Annotated in this window: 18 protein-coding genes and 1 tRNA gene; 10 read left to right on the forward strand and 9 right to left on the reverse strand. The window is 73.4% G+C overall.

Translation table 11 applies throughout. The features are described 5' to 3' along the window. Positions 1–128 precede the first annotated feature (128 nt). The 4 genes from crcB to AB4K12_RS06310 form a co-directional block, all read right to left on the reverse strand. Positions 129–485 (reverse strand): fluoride efflux transporter CrcB, encoded by a 357-nt coding sequence (gene crcB, locus AB4K12_RS06295; RefSeq protein WP_368433275.1) that lies wholly within the window; start codon positions 483–485, stop codon positions 129–131. Next, positions 482–844 carry a DUF190 domain-containing protein gene (locus AB4K12_RS06300; protein WP_368433276.1) on the reverse strand — a complete coding sequence of 121 codons (363 nt, stop codon included), beginning with the start codon at positions 842–844 and terminating at the stop codon, positions 482–484. Before AB4K12_RS06300 ends, crcB begins: the two co-directional genes overlap by 4 nt. Next, positions 841–1311 (reverse strand): CrcB family protein, encoded by a 471-nt coding sequence (locus tag AB4K12_RS06305; protein WP_368433277.1) that lies wholly within the window; start codon positions 1309–1311, stop codon positions 841–843. The genes AB4K12_RS06300 and AB4K12_RS06305 overlap by 4 nt, the downstream gene beginning before the upstream one ends. A gap of 116 nt (positions 1312–1427) precedes the next feature. Next, positions 1428–2678, reverse strand: coding sequence for a styrene monooxygenase/indole monooxygenase family protein (locus AB4K12_RS06310; protein WP_368433278.1), 1251 nt, complete (start codon positions 2676–2678; stop codon positions 1428–1430). Positions 2679–2941: 263 nt separating this feature from the next. Here AB4K12_RS06310 and AB4K12_RS06315 point away from each other — a divergent pair, with 263 nt between their 5' ends. Continuing rightward, entirely contained in the window at positions 2942–3910 is a 969-nt protein-coding gene (locus tag AB4K12_RS06315) for a polyprenyl synthetase family protein (protein ID WP_368433279.1), read from the forward strand. A gap of 55 nt (positions 3911–3965) precedes the next feature. Here the strand turns inward: AB4K12_RS06315 and AB4K12_RS06320 are convergent, their stop codons facing one another. Then, on the reverse strand, positions 3966–4706 hold the full coding sequence (locus tag AB4K12_RS06320; protein ID WP_368433817.1) for a 4'-phosphopantetheinyl transferase: 741 nt from the start codon (positions 4704–4706) through the stop codon (positions 3966–3968). A 226-nt stretch (positions 4707–4932) separates the two neighbouring features. Between AB4K12_RS06320 and AB4K12_RS06325 the strand changes: the two genes are divergently transcribed. The 3 genes from AB4K12_RS06325 to AB4K12_RS06335 all read left to right on the forward strand — a co-directional run bounded on the left by AB4K12_RS06325 (position 4933) and on the right by AB4K12_RS06335 (position 7462). Continuing rightward, the gene (locus AB4K12_RS06325; RefSeq protein WP_368433280.1) at positions 4933–5172 is read left to right on the forward strand and encodes a chaplin; all 240 of its coding nucleotides are present in this window, start codon (positions 4933–4935) and stop codon (positions 5170–5172) included. 197 nt (positions 5173–5369) lie between these two features. Then, a complete protein-coding gene (locus AB4K12_RS06330) occupies positions 5370–7268 on the forward strand; it encodes an NB-ARC domain-containing protein (protein ID WP_368433281.1) in 1899 nt (632 codons plus the stop codon). Then, on the forward strand, positions 7229–7462 hold the full coding sequence (locus AB4K12_RS06335; RefSeq protein WP_368433282.1) for a hypothetical protein: 234 nt from the start codon (positions 7229–7231) through the stop codon (positions 7460–7462). The genes AB4K12_RS06330 and AB4K12_RS06335 overlap by 40 nt, the downstream gene beginning before the upstream one ends. 2 nt (positions 7463–7464) lie before the next feature. Here the strand turns inward: AB4K12_RS06335 and AB4K12_RS06340 are convergent, their stop codons facing one another. After that, complete coding sequence (locus AB4K12_RS06340) at positions 7465–8730, reverse strand: hypothetical protein (protein ID WP_368433283.1); 1266 nt, start codon at positions 8728–8730, stop codon at positions 7465–7467. A 28-nt stretch (positions 8731–8758) separates the two neighbouring features. After that, complete coding sequence (locus tag AB4K12_RS06345; protein WP_368433284.1) at positions 8759–9121, reverse strand: hypothetical protein; 363 nt, start codon at positions 9119–9121, stop codon at positions 8759–8761. Positions 9122–9337: 216 nt separating this feature from the next. On the opposite strand from AB4K12_RS06345, the gene AB4K12_RS06350 reads away from it, so the two are divergent. Beyond that, positions 9338–11569 (forward strand): UvrD-helicase domain-containing protein, encoded by a 2232-nt coding sequence (locus AB4K12_RS06350; protein WP_368433285.1) that lies wholly within the window; start codon positions 9338–9340, stop codon positions 11567–11569. A gap of 96 nt (positions 11570–11665) precedes the next feature. Beyond that, the gene (locus AB4K12_RS06355; RefSeq protein WP_368433286.1) at positions 11666–12538 is read left to right on the forward strand and encodes a maleylpyruvate isomerase N-terminal domain-containing protein; all 873 of its coding nucleotides are present in this window, start codon (positions 11666–11668) and stop codon (positions 12536–12538) included. Between the two features lie 79 nt (positions 12539–12617). On the opposite strand, the gene nshR is transcribed toward AB4K12_RS06355, so the two are convergent. Both nshR and AB4K12_RS06365 read right to left on the reverse strand, forming a co-directional pair. Next, the gene (gene nshR / locus AB4K12_RS06360; protein WP_368433287.1) at positions 12618–13427 is read right to left on the reverse strand and encodes an NshR/TsnR family 23S rRNA methyltransferase; all 810 of its coding nucleotides are present in this window, start codon (positions 13425–13427) and stop codon (positions 12618–12620) included. Between the two features lie 187 nt (positions 13428–13614). Beyond that, positions 13615–13687: transfer RNA gene (locus AB4K12_RS06365), tRNA-Arg, on the reverse strand. Between the two features lie 304 nt (positions 13688–13991). On the opposite strand from AB4K12_RS06365, the gene AB4K12_RS06370 reads away from it, so the two are divergent. The 4 genes from AB4K12_RS06370 (at position 13992) to AB4K12_RS06385 (ending at position 19726) form a co-directional block, all read left to right on the forward strand. Continuing rightward, the gene (locus AB4K12_RS06370; protein ID WP_368433818.1) at positions 13992–15614 is read left to right on the forward strand and encodes a dynamin family protein; all 1623 of its coding nucleotides are present in this window, start codon (positions 13992–13994) and stop codon (positions 15612–15614) included. Between the two features lie 5 nt (positions 15615–15619). After that, on the forward strand, positions 15620–17395 hold the full coding sequence (locus AB4K12_RS06375) for a GTPase (RefSeq protein ID WP_368433288.1): 1776 nt from the start codon (positions 15620–15622) through the stop codon (positions 17393–17395). Between the two features lie 164 nt (positions 17396–17559). Beyond that, complete coding sequence (locus tag AB4K12_RS06380; protein WP_368433289.1) at positions 17560–18054, forward strand: single-stranded DNA-binding protein; 495 nt, start codon at positions 17560–17562, stop codon at positions 18052–18054. Between the two features lie 235 nt (positions 18055–18289). After that, on the forward strand, positions 18290–19726 hold the full coding sequence (locus AB4K12_RS06385) for a Cys-Gln thioester bond-forming surface protein (protein WP_368433290.1): 1437 nt from the start codon (positions 18290–18292) through the stop codon (positions 19724–19726). Positions 19727–19760 lie beyond the last annotated feature (34 nt).

Here is a 19760-nt window from a genome sequence, read left to right on the forward strand (position 1 = left end):
CAACTGGTAATTTTCCGCTGTGGAAAGTCGGGTGAAAGGCCAGGTGGGAGCCCGATGGGGCGAGGGAGGTCACGGCGGGGAGCCCGGCGGTGAGGGAGGGTCCGGGGGCGAGGGAGAGTCCGGTGCGGTCAGGCGGGAAGGCCGACCCACACCCCCGCGAAGGCCGCCCCCACCCCGCACGTCACGCTCGCCGCCGCGTTGAGGACGGCGTAGCCCCGCGCCCCGTCCTCGGCCAGGCGCAGCGTCTCGTACGAGAACGTGGAGTACGTGGTCAGGGCGCCGCACAGGCCCGTGCCCAGGAGCAGGCGCAGGTGCCCGTCGGGCAGGGCGCCGGCCAGCAGGCCCAGGATGAAACAGCCCGTCACGTTGACCGCGAACGTCCCCCACGGGAACACGGAATCGTGACGGGACTGGACGAAACGGTCGGTGAGGTAGCGCAGAGGGGCGCCGAACATGGCGCCGGCGATGACGAGGAGCCAGTTCACGCAGGTGTCTCCGGCGGAATCTCGACCTCGTCGAGGGTGATCAGGCCACCCGGTCCCGGCCCGGTCAGCTCGCGCAGGACCGGCAGGAAGGCCCGTACGCGCTCGGCCGTGTCCACGATCACCACCGCCACCGGCAGGTCCTCGCTCAGCGACAGCAGCCGGGAGGTGTGGATTCGCGACGAGGCCCCGAAGCCCTCGATGCCGCGGAAGACGCTCGCGCCGGCCAGGCCGGCCGCGTGGGCGCGATGGACGATCTCGGAGTAGAGCGGGCGGCCGCCCAGGCCGCCCGAGCCCGCCACCGTGTCCGACTCGCCGACGTAGACCGTCAGTCGCAGCGCCGTGCCGGGTGCGGGCGTCATCGGGCCCTCCGCGCGATCAGGCGCCGGGTCGCCGTCGCCGCGGTCCACACCGCCACCATCGCCGCGCCGAGCGTCGCGGCCGCGTACGCCGCCGCCGTCCCCGCGTGGCCGTCCCGCACCAGTTCCTCGATGTCCACCGCGTACGTCGAGAAGGTCGTGAAGCCCCCCAGCACCCCCGTTCCCAGGAACGGCCGCGCCAGGCGGTGCGGGCTGCCCGCCTCCGCGATGGTCACCAGCAGCACTCCGATCAGCGCGCATCCGACCACGTTGACCAGCAGTGTCGTCCAGGGGAAGGCGCCGCTCGGCGTCGGCCACAGCAGCCCGGCGCCGTAGCGGGCGGCCGCTCCCGCGGCGCCGCCCAGCGACACGGCGCAGAGCACCGGCCACTGCCCCGGCGTCCCGCGCCGTCGGGCGGGCGCGGGCGCGGCGCCCGCCTGTGCCACCGCCCCCGGCTGTGTCGTACCCATCACCTCAGGCTAGCCCAGCGCTGCCCGCGCCATCGGTCCGCCGGGCCTCAGGCCACCGGTCCGTCGGGCCTCAGGCCACCGGTCCGCTGGGCCTCAGACCATCGGTCCGCCGGGCCTCAGGCCGCCGGGCCGGCGACCGCGGCCAGGCAGGCCTCCGCGCGGTCGGCGTCCATCAGCCATTCCTGGTAGTCGGCCGGGTCCGCGAAGCCGTTGACGTAGCGGTGAGCCAGCTCCGGATGCCGGGCGGCGGCCGCCAGGACGTGCTGGACGTGGTCGGGCAGCGGAGCGTCCAGCACCATGTTGGTGAAGGCCGTGGTGTGCCGGGCGTGGTCCCACCAGCCGGCGAACGCCTCGTGCATCCACGCCCGGTCGAACGGCCGATCGCCCCGCTCCAGCACCGAGCCCAGATAACGCTCCGCGCAGCGGGCGGCGTTGTTCGCTCCCTGGCCGGTGATCGGGTCGTTGAGGACGACGGCGTCCGCCATGCCGAGGACGTACGACCCCGGGGCGACCTCCGCCACCGGATGCCGCACCACCGGCGTCAGGCTTCCGGTCAGCCACGCCCCCGGGTCCGTCGGTTCGGCGCGGGCGAACAGTTCGTACTCCCAGGGCGCGTACGAGCGCAGCAGTTCCAGCGAGCGCAGCAGCGCCGCGTCCGGGCCCGAGACGTCGCCCCAGCAGTCGAGGGGGCCGCCGGGATGCCCCTCCCAGAGCAGGATCACGCACGGCCCCGAGCCCGTCAGCGCCGGCAGCACGAAGAACTCCCCGGCCTCCGGGAAGCCCCACATCCGCAGATAGGACGGCGGCAGCCCGGGATCAGGGGCGGCACCGTGCAGGTAGACACAGGCCAGGGTGCGCTTGGGGCCGGCGTACGGGCTGTGCCGGTCGTCGCGGCCGAACACCTGGCCGAGGGGGCCGTATCCGGTGGCGACCACCGTCAGGTCGTGACCGGAGGCGAGCGGCGCCAGGTCGTCGGGGGCGACCTCCCGGTATTCCACCCGGCCGCCGCGGTGCTCGAACAGCTCCAGCCAGTGCGCGGTCTTCACCCGCTGGTCGACGGACCGCGCCGGCTCGTCGAGGGCGGCGGTGATGGTCCGCTCCGGGACGGGCACGCCCGGCGGGTCCACCGGACCGATGCGCAGGCCGTCGATCCGGGGTGTCAGCTCGTCCCACATGTTCAGGGCCGCCGACCGCTCCAGGGCGAGCGCCGGCCCGTACATCAGCTGGGTGGACATCACCCGGCCGCCACGCACGGCGTCGGGCGTGCGCGCCGAGACCACGGTCACCTCGTAGCCGCCGGCCGCCTGCAGTCCCAGGGCCAGCTGCAGTCCCGCCTGGCCCGCGCCGACGATCGCAATCCTGCGCATGGTTGCCTCCGAAAAACCGGATTCCGTGGCTCGCCCCCGATGTAACCGTCCACGGCGCACGCTGTACAGACGGCACGCGAGTGGCGCCCCAACCGTCACCCGGCTCCGGGGATGGCAGGAAACCGGCGCTTTCGGCGCGCTGTGCCGGGGTAGTCGTCTGGCCGGTCACCTTCCGCCGTCTTCCGCTTCCGAGAACCGTCGAGAACGGAGCCACCCGCCCGTCGGGGTCGGTGAAGGCCGCAGCCGATCCATGGAGATACACGATGACGAAGCAACCCCAGCCGCCCCATCCGGTGGCGCCTCGAACGGTGTCACCCCGGCTTCAACGGGCGAGAATGCTCGACCGGGTCGAGGAACGGCTGCGCACCGTCCTCGACGAGGAGCACCACCGCTGGCGCACGGCGGACGCGCGCGGCGCCGGACTCGTGGAGTCCCTCGCGGAATTCGTGGCGGCGGGCGGGGACCGGGCCCGCCCTCTGGTCTTCCTCACCGGCTACCTCGCGGCCGGCGGCGACCCGGACGCCTCCTGGGCCGTCGACGCCGCGGCGGCCCTCGAACTCCTGGACACCTGCAGCCTCATACGGAGCGACGTCCGCGACAACGCCGCCCTGCGCCGGGGCATGCCCACCCTCCACGTCAGCCGCGCCGCCGAACACGAGCGCGGCGGCTGGGCGGGCGAGGCCCGGCGCTTCGGGGAGTCCACCGCCACCCTCGCCGGGGACCTCGCCCTCGCCCACGCCGACCGCCTCATGGCCCCGCTGCCCGTCGAGGCCCGGCGGATCTGGGACGAGCTGCGCACGGAACGGGCGATCGGCTCGTACAGCCACCACGCCATGACCGCCGAATACCTCGACGACCCCTGGCCCGGGCGCTGCGTGACCGGCTGCGACCTGGGCTGCGCCGCGGGGTGGTACGCCCTGCGCCACCCGCTGCGGCTGGGCGCGGCGCTCGCCGGGCGGCCGGATCTCGACGGCCCCTACGAGGCGTACGCCCGGTCGTTGCACGCCGCCTGGCGGCTGCGGGGGTTCCTCGACGGCGGTCCGGAGTACGCGTGGGACGCCCAGCTGCTGCGGGAGATCCTGCTGGAGCCGGAGGAGCACGACGTGGCCGAGGAGCTCATCCAGGAGCTCGTCGAGCGTGCCTGCCGCACGGCGGAGTCGCTGTCGCTGGCCGCCGGCTGGGGCGAGGAGCTGGCCGCGTTCGCCGACCGGGTCGCGTCGCAGGACGGGTGAGCGCCGGCGGCGTCCGGCGCGCCCCCTGTGGGGCGCGCCGGACGCCCCGCGGCCCCTACTCCGGCACGACGGCGAGCGCCGCGGACCGGTCGGCGGCCGTCGTGGCCTCGTCGGAGGCCGCCCGGTGCGTCGCGGGCACGGCGATGGCCGTCACGATCAGGCCGTCGTGCACCCGCCAGCGGCCGCTGAAGCCCGCCAGCCGGTTTCCGGTCGCCGCCAGCAGCGGCGCGGGGTCGATGAGGCGGGCAGTGAACGTCCGCGCGTCGGGGTCCACCTCGACCATGGCGTCCTCGAAGTCGAGCCAGAGGCCGGTGAGCGGGAACCACGCCTTGTAGACGCTCTCCTTGGCGCTGAACAGCAGCCGGTCCCAGTGCACGCCCGGGTGCCGGGCGGCCAGCCGCGCCAGCTGCCCGCGCTCCTCGGGACGCGTGACCAGCGTGCGGACTCCCGCGTTGGGCAGGGGCTGGTGGGGCTCCGCGTCCAGTCCTATGGTCATCACGTCGCGGGCGTGCGCGACCGCCGCCGCACGGTAGCCCTCGCAGTGCGTCATGCTGCCGATGACCCCGGCCGGCCACCGGGGCGCGCCGCGCTGCCCGGGCAGGATGGGGGAGGGGGCGAAGCCCAGCCTCCCCAGTGCGGTGCGGGCGCAGGACCGTACGGTCGTGAACTCCCTGCGCCGTTTGTCCACCACCTTGGTCAGCAGCGCCTCCTCCTCGGGGAAGAGAGGCGGAGGGTCCACCGGGTCGTGGAAGGACTCGGCGGACTCGACCGCCGACGGGAGCAGCGCGCCGATCAGTTCCGCCGGCCGTGACGCCGCCCGAGACATCTCACCGTGATTCACGGAAGGAACCCTGCCAGCCCGGAAGCCGGTGCGGAAACCCCCATTTCCGTTCATCGGTGCGCATCGGCATCACTCGGACGCTTCATGAACGAAACCTTTGTGCCCCCTACCCGTTGATCCGGGCTCCCGGCCGTCACCGACCGGGTGCTCGTCCCGTACGACCAAGCAAAGGTGTCTCCCCATGTCTCGTATCGCCAAGGCAGCAGTCGTCACCGCCGCCGTGGGCGCCACTCTCGTCGGCGTGGCCGGCGGCGCGGTCGCCGACGCCGGAGCCAAGGGTGTGGCGGCCGGTTCTCCCGGTGTCATCTCGGGCAACGTCATCCAGGTGCCGATCCACATCCCGATCAACATCTGCGGCAACACCATCGACATCGTCGGCCTGCTGAACCCGGCCTCCGGGAACATCTGCGTCAATACCTGACCGGTGATCGTCCGACGCGGTTGATCCGCGGCTCCGGGGCGCTCCCCGACCCGGAACCATCCCGTGCGTATGGCGCCCCCGACACTCCGTCGGCGGGCGCCATACGCCGTCGTGCGCCCGGCCCGTAGGATCACTCCTCCCGGCCGCGGAGGGGGCGGAACCGGGGCGGGAGCGGGCGAGTTGGGGGCTGGGGCGTCATGGGCGACGGCAACGACAACACCATCGGGGGCGGCACGTTCCACGGCACCGTGGTGCAGGCGAGGAACGTGCACTATCACTCCACCGCCCCCACGCGGCGGACCCCGCGGCTGCTGGACGCCCCGCCGGAGGTGTTCGTCGACCGCGATCCGGTCTTCGAGATCCTCGCGCGCGCGGCCGCCGAACGGGCCGGGCGCACGGCACCCCTGGTCGTCGTGGTCACCGGACTGCCCGGCATGGGGAAGACCGCGACCGCCCTGCGCTGGCTGCACCAGCTCGCCGCCGACTTCCCCGGCGGCCACCTTCAGGCCGACATGAGCCCGCAGGGCCCGCTCAGACCCCGCGACCCCGTCGCCGTACTCGAGGGCTTCGTACGGGAACTGTCCGACCGTCAGGACGACCGTCCGGCCGGCCCGGACGAGCTCGCCGCCCACTACAGGTCGCTGACCGCGGACGCGCCCGCCCTCGTGCTGCTCGACAACGTGGTCACCGCCGGCCAGGTACGCCCCCTGCTGCCCGGCCACCCCGAGAGCGTGGTCGTCGTCACCAGCCGCTCCCCGCTCACCGGTCTGCGGGCCTCGCACCCGCGCACCCTGGCGGTGCCGCTGCGGGCGCTGGACGCGGCGGCGGGCGCCGACCTCTTCCACACCGTGGCCGGGCGCCCCGACGTCCTGGACCGGCCGGCACTGGAGGACGTCCTGAGCGCCTGCGCGGGGCTGCCCCTGGCCGTACGGATCGCGGGCGCCCGCGCGGGTGAACTCCTCGATTCCGGGGAGGATCCGGCCGTACTCGCCCGCGAACTCATCGACCGCCGCACCCGTCTGGAGGCGCTCGCCGTGCCGGACGACCTCTCCGTCCCGCAGGTCTTCGACGCCGCTCACGCCTCCCTGCCGGAAGGGGCGGCCGCGCTCTACCGGGCGCTGGGCGCGCACCCGACACCCGAGTTCTCGCGCGAGCTCGCGCGGCGCGTCGCCGACGCTCTGGACGCCGACGCGGAGACCGACGTACGGACGCTCGTGCGCGAGGGACTGCTGGAACCGGCCGGCGCGGGGCGCCTGCGGATGCACCGGCTCGTCCACGACCACGCGCGGGCCGCCGCCACGAGCGCGGAGACCGAGGCGGCGGTGGGCCGGTACGCCGACTGGTACCTGCGGCGGGCCGCCGCCGTCGAGCGGCTGACCTCGTCCCGGTGGCGCTACGGCCCGCTCTTCGCGGGCCCCGGAAGCGACGACGGCGCCGGGCACGCGTTCCGGGACGCCGAGGAGGCGCTGGACGCCCTGGAGGCCGACCGCGCCAATCTGGTGGCCGTGGCCGAACTCGCCCACGGCACGCACCGGTACGCACAGACCTGGCAGCTGTGCGAGGCCCTGCGCGGCTTCTTCTTCCGCCGCAAGTACCACGCGGACTGGATCGCCGTCTGCCGGCTCGGCCTGGCTGCGGCCGAGCGGTGCGACGACCCCCTCGCCGCGGCCCGCATGCACCTGGAGTTGGCCTTCGCCTGCACCGACGCCCGGGACGAGCCGGCCGCGGAGCACTACCGGCACTCCCTGCGCCTGGCCTCGGCCGCCGGGCACGCGCGTACCGTGTCGTCCGCGCTGGAGGGGCTGGGACTGCTGGCGCTGGCCGCGGACGACCCCGCCACGGCCGCCGAGCACTTCGGGCGCGCGGTGGAGGCGCTGGACGGCATCGACCACCCGCGGGGCCGGGCCCTGCTGACCCTGCACCTCGGGCGTGCGCGCGCCGCCGAACGCCGTCACGAGGAGGCGGCGAGCCTGCTGCTGCGCGCCCGCGACCTCTTCGCGGCACTGCCGGACCCCTTCAACGAGGCCAAGGCGCTGTGGCACTACGCCGTGCACGCGTGCGTGCCGATCGTTCCGACGAGGCGGTCGCCCCGCTGAACGAGGCGGCCGGGCTGATGCGGACGTGCGGGGCCCCGGAGGAGCAGGCCGGCATCCTGCTGCTGCGGGGCGACGTCGCGGCCGGTCGCGGCGAGCGGGAGGCCGCCGAGGCGGACTGGCGGACGGCGGCGGAGCTGTACGACCGGGTGGGCAGCCCCTCGGCGCGTACGGCGAGGGAGCGGCTGGGCGGCTGAGGTCAGCCCGCCGGGCGCTCCCGGTGCGTGGCCGGGCGCTCGAGGACGTAGGGCGAGCCGGCCACGATCACCGCGACGCGGTCGCCTTCCGGCAGCGCGTACAGCGCCGACGCGGCGATAGCGACGGGGTCCGGCGGCGCCGAGTCCACCCACAGGGCCGTCGTCCGCCCGCCGTCCCGCGTGAACGCCACACAGCTGTTCGCCTGCTCTCCGGCGAAGGCCGCCAGCCAGCACCCCGGATGCTCTCGGAAGACCCGCTCGGCGGCCTCTCGGAACGTTTCACCGCGCGCCGGCGGGCGGGCCAGCACCACGTCGGCCGTGCGGGACCAGCGGGAGTCGGGCTCGCCCTCGGCGGTCACGAGGTGGGGGTCGGGCAGGTGGCCGGTGACCGCGCCCTGCAGGGCGGCGGGGTAGCGGCGGAGCTCCAGCCCTCCGTCGGCGGTGCTACGGGCGTCGGCGTACGCGGCGGGAGCCACCGGCTCGTGGCGCTCGGCGGGGAGCGGCAGGGGCAGGGCGACGGGGCGGGGGACGGCGGGCTGCTCCGGTTCGGGCAGCTCCATGCGGGAGTAGTACAGGCGGCGCAGCAGCTCGGCCGACCGCATGGGCCGGGAGGTGACCAGTGCGCCGATGCCGTCGAGCCGTTCGTCCCCGGCCCGGCCGGCAGCCGCGCGGGCGAGCTGCCGCTCCAGGGGGACGTCCGGCACCACGCGGGCCAGCGCCGCACCCAGCCGGTCCATGGGCGAACCCTTCGCCACCACGTCCTCCCCGAACGCGCCGAGCAGCCCGGGCACGCCGAGCGCGGCCGCGTACAGGGTCAGCGAGCCGTGGTCGCCGGCGAACGCGTCGGCCGCCACGAGCGCCGCCTTCCAGACGTCGGTATCCGGTGACGGCAGGATGAGCCCGGCCCGCAGGAAGGGAGCCAGCCACGCGCGGAGCTGCCAGCCGCCGTGCCCGTACCAGACGTTGGGGTGCACGGCTGCCAGGACGCGGTACTCGTCGGACGGCAGCTCGGCGAGCGCGCGGCGCACGAGGTCCATGTTCGCGCCGAGGAGGGAGTACGGACCCCAGGTCGAGGTGAGCACCAGCAGCTTCTGTCCGGGGCGCAGGCCGAGCGCGGCGCGGTACTCCTCCCGGAAGGGGAGCGAGGCGCGCAGCCGGTCCATGCAGGGGTCTCCGGCGACGACGGAACGGGGCACGGCCTCCGGGCAGCCGCGGCGCAGGCGCTCGCGCTGCTCGTCGTGGGAGAGGACGATGGCGGAAGGAATCAACTCGCCGTCGTGAGTGAGCCATTCGGCATCAAGGCCGAAGGCCTCCGGTTTCCGGTTTCCGGTTTCCGGTTTCCGGTTTCCGGTTTCGCTGCAAGTATTTATTGTATCCGGCGCCGTGCGGGGCACCGACGAGCGGTGCGTCGATCTTCTGCAGTTCGCCGCCCCGGCTGCTGCTCACGGCGAGGTCGAATTTCTCGCCGAGGGCCATCTCCCAGGATATGCAAGGAAGTTCGCGGGCGGTCATGAATTCCCGTATCCCCGCCTCGAACGCCGACGACCCCGTGCATGTGAAGACGACCTGGACGCGCGGATCGCCCTCGAACGGCTCCAGCAGGTCCAACAGCCGTGTCGCGGAGGTGACGTTGTGGATGACGCCCAGGACCGTGCGCACGGGAGAGGTGGTCGTCCAGCGCGCGGCGTCGTCCCTCAACGGGACGTACGAGACCCGGGATGCTCCTGTGTCCGGCACCGCCGCTCCTCGATCTCGCTCGCTCCGACCCCGCAGACGATACCGGCCGCCTCCGGGGTGATGGCGATGCGTTGTTCGATCATTACTTTGTGTATATATGCAAGTTCGTGGGGGAGTGTGTAGGCGAGGGGGGCGGATATGGAGGCTGGTGGTTCGGCATCGAACAGGGCTCAGGAAGCCCGGCGGCACGAGCGTGAGCTGCGCGAGCAGTTGCGGGCCGCGCAGCGGGAGGCCCGGCGGTGGGAGGCGGCGAGCGAGGGCGAGCGCAAGGTCGCGGCCCAGCTGCTGATGCTCACCCGGCGCGGCTGGCGGCTGCTGGTGGACCGGCGGTGGCCGGGGACGCGCGCGGCCAACGTCGACATGCTGCTGGTCGGGCCCGGCGGGGTCTTCGTCATCGACGTCAAGAACTGGCGGGCGGCTCCCGGCGCCGCCGACGGTCATCTCACCGCCGGCCGCCAGCGGCGCGACGGCGAGATCGGCAAGCTCCTGGCCGTGACGCGGGTGGCGGAGGTGGCGCTGGCGTCCCTGGGCCTGTCGCCCGTGGCGGTCCAGCCGCTGATGGTCTTCGCGGGCCGTTCCTTCGACGGCACGCTCGACCGCGTACGGCTGCTGGGCGAGCGGGAGGTGGGCCCCGCCCTGCTGGCCGAGCGCACCCGGTTGGGAGCGGCCATGGTGTGTGCGATCGCCGACCACCTGGAGGTGGTGTTCCCGGCGTACGAGGGCTCGTACGTCCCCGAGGAGCCGTCCGTGCCCTCCGCCGGCCCCGGTCGCCCGGCCCCCGACGGCGGGGGCATGTCCGACGCCACCTCCGGCGACACGGCCGCCGACAACGCCCTCTTCGACATCGCGAGCCTGCGCGACGCCGCCATGGACGCCGCGCGCCGCGCCCCCGTCGAACGGTGGATGACCTTCCTGCACCCCGACCAGGTCGCCCTCGTACGGCGCAACTGGTCCGGCCCCGCGCGCGTGAGCGGTCCGGCGGGCACCGGCAAGACCGTCGTGGCGCTGCACCGCGCCGCCCATCTCGCCCAGCGCACGACCGGGCGGATTCTGTACGTCACCTTCGCCAGTAATCTCCCGCGCGTCCAGGGCACGTTTCTGCGGACGATGGCACCGGCCGTCGCCGACCGGGTGGAATTCCGCAGCCTGCATTCCTGGGCACGGAAATTCCTCGCCGAGCGCGGAATTCCGCACCGGCTGCACGGCGGCCGGTCGGAGGACGCCTTCAGCAGGGCCTGGGTACGGTGCGGCCGGCCCAGCGTCCTCGCCGCCCTCGATCCCTGCCCGCGCTATTGGCACGAAGAGATCGACTGCGTCATAAAGGGGCGCGGCATCACGGGCTTCGAGGAATACGCGACGCTGCGGCGCCAGCGGCGCCGGGCCGCCCTGCGCCGCCCGCACCGCGAGGCGGTCTGGGCGCTGTACGAGGAGTACGAGCGCGTCCGCCGCGCGCGCGGCGTGCACGACTTCAACGACATCCTCAGCCTGGCCCTCGCCGAGGCCCGTGCCCGGCCCGGACGCTCCCCGTACGCGGCGGTCATCGCCGACGAGGTGCAGGACCTCACGCTCGTCGGGGTGCGCCTGCTGCACGCGCTCGTCGGGGACGCCCCCAACGGGCTGCTGTTGGTGGGCGACGGCCAGCAGGCCGTCTATCCCGGCGGCTTCCGGCTTTCGGACGCCGGCATCGACGTCCGCGGCGACCGCGGGCAGGTGCTGCGGACCAACTACCGCAACGCCCACCAGATCCTCGACGCCGCCCTCGCGGTCGTGGCGGACGACGCCTTCGACGACATCGACGGCACCCGCCTCGCGGGTCTGCGCGACGTCGACCGCACCTACCACGGCGGTCAGGTCACGCGGTCCGTCTCCGGCACGCCTGCCGAGCACGACGACGCCCTTCTGTCGGCCCTGCGCGCCCGCGGAGAGGCCTCCTGGCCCGACTCGGCCGTACTCTGCCGCTCCCGCCGCGAGACGGCCCACTACCAGCGCCTGCTGGCCCGGGCAGGGATCCCGTTCTGCTCCCTCGAGCGCTACGACGGCCGGCCGGTCGCCGCCGTGAAGGTGGGCAGCTACCGCCGGGCGAAGGGCCTGGAGTTCAAGCACGTCTACCTCCCGGACCACGAGCCCGCCCCGGCCGTTCCCTCCGTCGCGGCCCCGGTGGCCTCGGTCGCGTCCTCCGGCATGTCCACCGTCAGGTCCTCCGTCGCGCCCTCCGCCACGTCCACGCGCGCGTGCACCGTCGTCGGCGACGAGGACATCGCCCTCGAGCGCGCGGAACTCTCCCGGACCCAGCTCTTCGTGGCGATGACCCGGGCCAGGGACAGCCTCTGGCTGGGCTCGGTGGCGCGTGGCTCGAGCGACGTGTCATAGCGGTGTCAGCGGACCACGCTTGGATGAAACGGACCACACGTCGAAATCGATGCAAAGGGGCGGCGGGCGTGCGATCCGCGTTCCGAAGGAGACACCATGTACAAACCGAGCCACGCGCGCCTGTGTGAGGAGATCGCCGAGCAGAGCGGGCACCTCGCCAAGGCGCTCGCCCGCCTCGACTTCGCCGGGCGGATCGACACCTGCCCCGGCTGGACCGCGGCCCACCTCATGGGCCATATGCATACGGCCTTCGTCTGGGCCACGGGGATCCTGACGAGCCCGGGTGCCGAGTTCCACCCGCCCCACGTGTTCCTGCCCGAGATTCCCGAGGGCGCTCTCGACCCCGCGATGCCGTGGTCGCACTACGTCGACGCGCTCGCTCGCGCGTACCTGAACGCCCCGTCCGGCGAACGGGCCGTCGAGGAGCGTCTGGTCTCACCGGTGACGGACTCCGCCGACGCCTTCGTCGCCGCCCTGCAGGAGAGCGGACCCGACGCGCCCGCGTGGACGACCTACGGCGAGCCCCGGTCCCGGTTCTGGGCGACCTGGGGCGCGCTCGAGGCCGCCGTGCACCGCGCCGACGCCGACATCGCCCTGGGCGTCGAGCCCCGGCTCGACCCGGACGTGGCCCTGAACAGCCTGAACTTCTGGTTCACTTCGATGGGCGAGCCGGGTGTCGCCGCGTTCCTCAACCCACGGGTGGGGGATCTGCGCCGCTCCGGCGAGCTGATCCTCTTCCAGGGCGACGGCACCTCCCCGTCCCGGTCCGGGCAGTGGCTGCTGCGCCTGTCGCCCTCGGGCCCCGCCATCGTCGCTCCCGACAGCGGCCGCCCGGACGCCACCGTACGAGCGTCGGCCGACCAGCTGCTGCTGCTGAGCAAACGGCGACTGCCCGTCACCGCCCCAGGGATCCGCGTCTCCGGTGACGTCGGCCTGGTGCATCACTGGCTCGACCACGTGCTGGCCTAGCCGGCGTCCGGCGACCTCGGCCCGGCCAAGGCGCCGCGCGGCGAAAACCCCTCCCGTCCGGGAGGGGTGAAGCGCCGGCTTATCGGTTGACGGCGAAATTCCTGTCGATCCGCTCGTGCAGTGCGATGCCGACCGCGACCGAGACATTCAGGGACTCGGTCGAGCTGATCATCTGAATCGACACCGAGGACGAGGACGCGTCCTTGAAAAGATCCGAAGGTCCGCCCTTTTCACTGCCGAACAGCAGGGCCAGACGTTCCTGCTTGCCGCCCAGGTCCTTCACCGTGAGTTCGCCGTCGGCGTCGAAGACCATCAGCGACATTTCGCTGTCCCGAATGAAGGAGACCGCGTCCTCCCGATCGGCGAGGACGATGGGAAGCGAGAAGACGTAGCCGCGGCTGGCCCTCAGCAGGCGTCGGTCGGCGATGCTGGTGAGATCGCTGTCGACCAGCACGATTCCCGCAGCACCGAGCGCGAGCGACGTGCGCACGATCGCGCCGATGTTGCCGACGATCTTCACGCCGTCGAGCACGACGACGTCCCCGCCCCGCTTGGAGATGTCACCGAACTTGGCCGGGCGCGGAACACGGGCGAGGCCGAAGGTCTTCGCCTTCCGCTCCCCCTTGAACAACTGGTTGACGACCGACGAATCGACGAGGCGTACGGGAATGTTCCGCTGCTTGCACAGATCGAGCAGCTCGGAAGAGATCGGGCTGCTGTCGCTGCCGTATACCTCGATGAATTCCACCCCCGCATGGATGGACTGCATAAGGGGCTCGACGTCCTCGATCAGCGTAGTCCTGATGTTGGACCTCGAAGGCTTGGTGACATCGATAATTCGTTGAATCGCGGGGTCGGAGATATTTGCGATCGTGTCCAACTCAGTCATGCGTTGATCCTAACGGCTCCGGGGTGCGGCGATGCGGTAGCGAGCGACGGCCGGCCCCGCGTCCCGTCGGGTCGCTCCCGTCGCGGTCCGTGACCATGCGGAGGAGAGGGGGAAAGTGGAGGCGGTGGGCCCTCCGCCCAGCAAAAACGCCCCTCCTGGGAAGGAGAGGCGCGGAACATGGAGCGAGCGCCCCCGGCAGGACTCGAACCTGCGGCCAAGCGCTTAGAAGGCGCCTGCTCTATCCACTGAGCTACGGGGGCCGGTTGTACGGCGGTCGCGGACGGCTGAAGCCCCGGGCTCGGTGGTGCCGTGACCTTGCCGGGGACAAGGATAGGGCTCCGCGTACCTCGTCCCGGTTGCTTCACCTCCGTGACACGATGTGGAGGTTCGGTGAAGCGGTCCTGATAATCGCAGGCAGGTGCGAATTTCGCATCGTTTTTGACGTCCCAGGCGCCGGGTGTTGTGTACTCGTTATGCCTGAGCCCCTTGCGCCACGCCTCGCGCGCCGGGGGCTATACGCTTCAAAAACACCCCAGAATTGGGCATTCTGCACGTGTGGCGACCTTGGACGTACGGCCCCGACTGCTTGACGCGCTGTCCGCATTGCGTGATCGCGTGGACGCCGCACGCTTTCCGCTCCCCCTCCCCGGCGCGGCCCGTGCCCGCCGGAACCGGGCCGAGCTCCTGGCGCAGCTCGACGACTACTTGGTGCCCCGCCTGTGCGCCCCCGAAGCGCCGTTGCTGGCGGTCGTGGGGGGCTCCACGGGGGCGGGCAAGTCCACTCTGGTCAACTCGCTTGTGGGGCGCCGGGTCACTGAGGCGGGGGTGCTGCGGCCGACGACTCGCACTCCTGTCCTTGTCTGCCATCCGGACGATCATCACTGGTTCGCCGGATCGCGGGTGCTGCCCCGGCTCCAGCGGGTGTGGGTGCCGATGCAGGAGTGCGCCGCGGCGGCGTACGAGGCGGAGGCGATGGACGACGACGTGTCGGCGGATGCCGTGGAGCACGAGCCCTTCGCCCTGCGCATCGAGACCGACCGCGCCCTCCCGCGCGGACTCGCCCTCCTCGACGCACCTGACATCGACTCACTTGTCGAGCACAACCGCGACCTTGCCGCCGCGCTGGTCTGCGCCGCCGACATCTGGGTGCTCGTCACCACCGCGACCCGGTACGCCGACGCGGTGCCCTGGCACCTGCTGCGCACGGCCAAGGAGTACGACGTCACGCTCGTCACCGTGCTGGACCGGGTGCCGCATCAGGTGGCGGTCGAGGTCTCCCGGCAGTACGACGCCATGCTGGAGCAGGCCGGGCTGGGCGACGTTCCCCGCTTCACCATCCCCGAACTGCCCGAGTCGGCCGACGGCAGCGGGCTGTTGCCCGCCACCGCCGTGGCGGGACTGCGCGCCTGGCTCGCCCAGCGGGCCGAGGACCCCGCCGCGCGGACGGTGGCGACCGCCCGTACCGCCCGGGGCGTGCTCTCCTCGCTGGGCTCGCGGCTGCCGGGCCTCGCCGGGGCCTCGGCGGTGCAGCACGCGGCGGCCGTCCGGATGCTGCAGAGCGTGGAGGAGGCGTACGGGCGCGCGGTCGAGCGCGTCCGGCGTGAGATCGCGGCAGGGGAGGCGCTCGCCGGTGACGCGCTGACCCACTGGCGCGGGCACCCCCATGACAGCACCCCCGACGAACTGCTGAACGCGCTCACCGGCTCCGTCATCGCGCTGCTGACCTGTGCCGCCGACGCCGCCGACGAGGAGATCGCGGCGACCTGCGGCGGCGACCCGGCGGCCGAGGCGGCGCTCGCGCCCCGTGACCCCGACGGCGCGAGCGGGCGCGTGGGGGTGGCCGTGCGCCGGTGGCGGCGCTGCCTGGAGGAGATCGCCCAGGAGGAGGTGCGGGCGGCGGAGCGCGACCGCGGCAACGAGGCGGAGAAGACCGCCGCGTTGCTGGCGGCGGCGCTGCTGGGCGGCGGCCGGGCGAGCACGGCGGGGGACTCCCTGGCCAGGACGCTCGGGGCCGGCGCCGCGCTGCGGCTGCGCGACCGGGGCGGCGACCTGCTGTCCGACTGTCTCGAACGGGTCCTCGAAGGCGAGCGGGACCGCAGGACGGCCCCCCTCGAGGCCCTCGACCTGACCCCCGAGCATCAGGTCGAACTCATCGCGGTGCTGTCCCTACTGCAGAAGGAGAGATGACCGCCGTGCCGTCAGCAGACGAGGTGGGCCGCTTCTGGAACGACGGTTTGATCGCTCGCCGCGGCCGGCCGGACGGCGGCTCCCGCCCGGGAGCCGAACCCGAGCGGCCGGTCCCGGTCGCCGCTCGCCCCCTGGTGCCCGCGGGCCCCCGGGTGACGACCTCACCCGCCGGCCAGGCCCTCAGGCCCCGGCTCGACGCGCTGCGCGAGCTGGTGGGGCTCTCCCGGGCCAGGCTGGACCGGCGCACGCTCGCCGAGGCGGGCCGGGTGCTGGAGGAGGCCGCGGCCCGCCACCGGCACTCACTCGACCTCACGGTCGTGGCCCTCGCCGGATCCACCGGCAGCGGCAAGTCCTCCCTCTTCAACGCCCTCGCGCGGGCCCAGCTCTCGGAGGCCGGGGTGCGCCGGCCGACCACGGCGACGCCCTTCTCCTGCGCCTGGACCGACCGCGCCGACGGACTGCTCGACCGCCTCGGCATCCCCGCCCGGGCCCGCCGCCAGCCGGTCCGGCCGTACGACCCGGCGCTGAGCGGCCTGGTCCTGCTCGACCTGCCCGACCACGACTCGGCGGCGGTGGGCCACCGCGAACAGGTGGACCGGCTGCTGGGGCTGGTGGACGCGGTGATCTGGGTGGTGGACCCGGAGAAGTACGCGGACGCGGTGCTGCACGAGCGCTATCTGCGACCCCTGGCCGGCTACGCGGAGGTGACGTTCGTCGTCCTCAACCAGGTGGACCGGCTGTCCACGGACGCGGCGGACCAGGTCCTGGACGACCTGCGGCGGCTGCTCGACGAGGACGGGCTGGCGCTGGGCGAGCACGGCGAGCCGGGGGCGGCGGTGCTGGCCCTGTCCGCCCTGACGGGCGAGGGGGTCGGCGAACTGCGCGAGGCCCTGGGCGCGTTCACCAGCCGGCGGTCCGCGGCGGAGCTGCGGCTGACGGCCGACGTGGACGGGGTGTCGGCGCGGCTGCGCAGGGCCTATGTGGCCGACGGGCGGCCGGGGCTGACGGAACGGGCGCGGCAGGAGTTCGAGGACCGCCTGGCGGAGGCCGTGGGGGCCCAGGCCGCCGGGCTGTCGGCGGAGCGCGCCTGGCGGCGGGACTCCGAGCGGGCGTGCGGCACGGCCTTCAAGCGGGTGCGCGGCTGGCACGACCGGCTGTTCCTGGGCGCGCGCGCCCGGCACCACACCGCCGACGACACCGAGCCCGTCGGCTACGCGGCGCCGCAGCGCCGCACGGCCTCCCGGCCGCTGGTGGAACGGGCCGTACGGGCGCTGGCGTACGAGGCCTCGGCCGGGCTGCCGGGCCCCTGGGCACAGGCGGTGCGCGAGGCGGCGGCGCGGGGCGCGGAGGGGCTGGCGGAGGCGCTGGACGAGGTGGCGGCGGTGGCCGCGGAGACGGCGGCGACGTGCGCCGGCGGTACGGCGCGGGCGGTACGGCCCCGCTGGTGGGCGGCGATCGCGGCGGGGCAGGGGGCGCTGCTGGCGATGCAACTGCTGGGAGCGGCGTGGCTGGTGGGCATGTTCACCGGGGACTTCGGCGGGCCGTGGTGGCTGCCGGCGGAGCTGCTGGCCGGCGGCAGCCTGGGCGGCCCCGTCCTGGCGTGGTGCGGGCGGATCGCGGCGCGGGGGCCCGCGCGGGGCTACGGGCTGGAGACGGAGCACCGGCTGCGGGGCGCGGCGGCGGGCTGCGGGCGGGCCCGGGTGCTGGAGCCGGTGGCGGCCGAGCTGCTGCGGTACCGCGAGGTGCGGGCGCAGTTCGTGATCGCGGCGGGAGAGGCGTAGCGGGAGCGGCCTAGCGGGAGAGGCGTAGGCGTTCTGGCGGTACGGGCGGTGTTCGTGTGGGGGAGGCGGTTGTCCACAACCGGCACGCCGTCCACAGCCCCCAGCGGGATCTGGACGTCGTGGGCACCATGAGATCCGAGACGACGACGGGGGAGGCGTTCCGGATGAACGAGACAGTGGTGACGGTCGTGGGCAACGTGGCCACGCAGCCCGACTTCAGGGAGGCGGCGAACGGATCGGCCGTCTCGCGCTTCCGCCTCGCGGCGACCGTGCGCCGCTGGGACCGGGAGCGGGAGGAATGGGCGGACGCGTACACCAGCTTCTACACGGTGTGGGCGTGGCGCACGCTGGCGGCGAATGTGGTGGGTTCGGTGTCCGTGGGGGAACCGGTCATCGTCCAGGGAAAGTTGCGAATTCAGGAGCAGGAGCGCGAAGGAAAGCGCTGGCTTTCGGCCGACATTGACGCCGCGTCGATCGGCCACGATCTCACTCGCGGTACGTCGGCATTCCGCAGAGTGTCACCGGCGCGGCCGCTCCCGGTCGAGCCGGTGCGGTTGGCGGGCGCGGGGCCGGGGGCGCTCCCGGTGGCGCCGGCGGGGGCCCGCGACCCGGCCGGGACTGCGGCGATGCCCGGCCCCGCGTTGGCGACGCCCCTGTGAAATGAGTACTTTGTCCCGGCGATTTGTCGATAATCCCGGGTCCGGTACGCCTATGCGATAACGATTCCGATTCGGATCGGTGATGCGAAGGCATGTGCGAGGGGCGGGTTCTGAGCGCTCCTTAAGATCCTTCTCCATAGCAACGGGGGCTTCTGAGTTTTGAGTTGCCCGGTGGGGCGCGCCCCCGAAGGTCCGCACCGGCCTTCGCGCGAGGCGCCCACCCGAAAGGAAATCCATGAACTCTGTAAAGAGGCGGGGCGTGACCCGCCTTGCCGCGGTGATTCTGACGACGGGTCTGGCGGCGGGCGGCACCGTCGCCACGGCGGGCGGCGCGTCGGCCGACGAGGCACCGCAGAACCAGGGCGGCGTGATCGCCACCCTCGGCCGCATCACGGCCGGCGGCGGGGCCGTCGTCCACGACCGGCGCAAGACGGGCAACGTCATGGCGGGCCTGTTCGAGATGAAGGTCGAGGGCGGGGGCGCGCTCCAGACGTACTGCATCGACATCCTCACCAACACGGTCGACGGCGCGAAGTACAAGGAGACCGGCTGGAACGAGTCCTCCCTGCACGCCAACAAGAACGCGGGCAAGATCCGCTGGATCCTCCAGCACTCCTACCCGCAGATCAACGACCTCGCCGCGCTCGCCAAGACCTCCGGCGCCGGCACGCTCGACGCGAACACCGCGGCCACCGGCACCCAGGTCGCCATCTGGCGCTACTCCGACAACGTCGACGTCGAGGCGAAGAACCCGGCGGCGGAGAAGCTCGCCGACTACCTCTACAAGAGCGCCGAGGACGTCGAGGAGCCCAAGGCCTCCCTGACGCTCACCCCGCCCGCCGTCTCGGGCCGGTCCGGCCAGAAGATCGGTCCCGTCACCGTCCACACCAACGCGAGCAGCGTCACTGTCGCCCCCTCCGGTGACGCCGCGGGCCAGGGTGTGAAGGTCGTCGACAAGGCCGGCAAGCCGGTCACCTCGACAGGCAACGGCGGCGAGCTCTACTTCGACGTCCCGGCCGGCGCCCCCGACGGGTCCGTCACCCTGAAGGCCACGGCCGCCACCAAGGTCCCGGTCGGCCGCGCCTTCATCGGCAACCACACCAAGACCCAGACGATGATCCTGGCCGGCTCCAGCGAGAGCACCGTCTCCGCCGCCGCCACCGCGAACTGGGCCACCAAGGGGGCGATACCCGCCCTCAGCGCCAAGAAGAACTGCGAGAAGGGCGGCGTGGAGATCACCGCCGACAACAAGGGCGACCAGCCCTTCACCTTCGAGCTGGAGGGCCGGAAGCACACCGTGCGACCCGGCGGCTCCGAGACCGTCCTGGTGAAGGTCGGCGAGGACCAGGCGTACAAGTTCACGATCACCGGGCCGAACGGCCTCTCCAGAACGTTCTCCGGAATCCTGGACTGCAAGACCGCCGAGACCGGCAGCACCGGCGGCTCGGCCGGCGGCACCGCCACGCCCTCCGCCACCCCCACTCCGGCGTCGGGCAGGACCACCAGCGGCACCACCACCGGCACCACCGGCTCGACCACCGGCGGTGACCTCGCCACCACGGGCAGCAGCAGCGCTACGCCCGTCATAGCGGGCGTGGCCATCGCTCTCGTCGTGGTCGGCGGCGGCGCGGTCTTCCTCCTGCGCCGCAAGAAGACGGTCGCGGGCGAGTAGCGCCCGGCGCGCCGATGTGGCCGCACGGCCGGTG

It is taken from the genome of Streptomyces sp. C36, assembly GCF_040932295.1.
GTDB classification, from domain to species: Bacteria; Actinomycetota; Actinomycetes; order Streptomycetales; family Streptomycetaceae; genus Streptomyces; species Streptomyces triculaminicus.

Coding starts and splice junctions, on each gene's coding strand:
- AB4K12_RS06300 (WP_368433276.1), bottom strand. CDS start 844: ATGACGCCCGCACCCGGCACGGCGCTGCGACTGACGGTCTACGTCGGC.
- AB4K12_RS06305 (WP_368433277.1), bottom strand. CDS start 1,311: ATGGGTACGACACAGCCGGGGGCGGTGGCACAGGCGGGCGCCGCGCCC.
- AB4K12_RS06310 (WP_368433278.1), bottom strand. CDS start 2,678: ATGCGCAGGATTGCGATCGTCGGCGCGGGCCAGGCGGGACTGCAGCTG.
- AB4K12_RS06315 (WP_368433279.1), top strand. CDS start 2,942: ATGACGAAGCAACCCCAGCCGCCCCATCCGGTGGCGCCTCGAACGGTG.
- AB4K12_RS06325 (WP_368433280.1), top strand. CDS start 4,933: ATGTCTCGTATCGCCAAGGCAGCAGTCGTCACCGCCGCCGTGGGCGCC.
- AB4K12_RS06330 (WP_368433281.1), top strand. CDS start 5,370: ATGGGCGACGGCAACGACAACACCATCGGGGGCGGCACGTTCCACGGC.
- AB4K12_RS06350 (WP_368433285.1), top strand. CDS start 9,338: ATGGAGGCTGGTGGTTCGGCATCGAACAGGGCTCAGGAAGCCCGGCGG.
- AB4K12_RS06355 (WP_368433286.1), top strand. CDS start 11,666: ATGTACAAACCGAGCCACGCGCGCCTGTGTGAGGAGATCGCCGAGCAG.
- nshR (WP_368433287.1), bottom strand. CDS start 13,427: ATGACTGAGTTGGACACGATCGCAAATATCTCCGACCCCGCGATTCAA.
- AB4K12_RS06380 (WP_368433289.1), top strand. CDS start 17,560: ATGAACGAGACAGTGGTGACGGTCGTGGGCAACGTGGCCACGCAGCCC.
- AB4K12_RS06385 (WP_368433290.1), top strand. CDS start 18,290: ATGAACTCTGTAAAGAGGCGGGGCGTGACCCGCCTTGCCGCGGTGATT.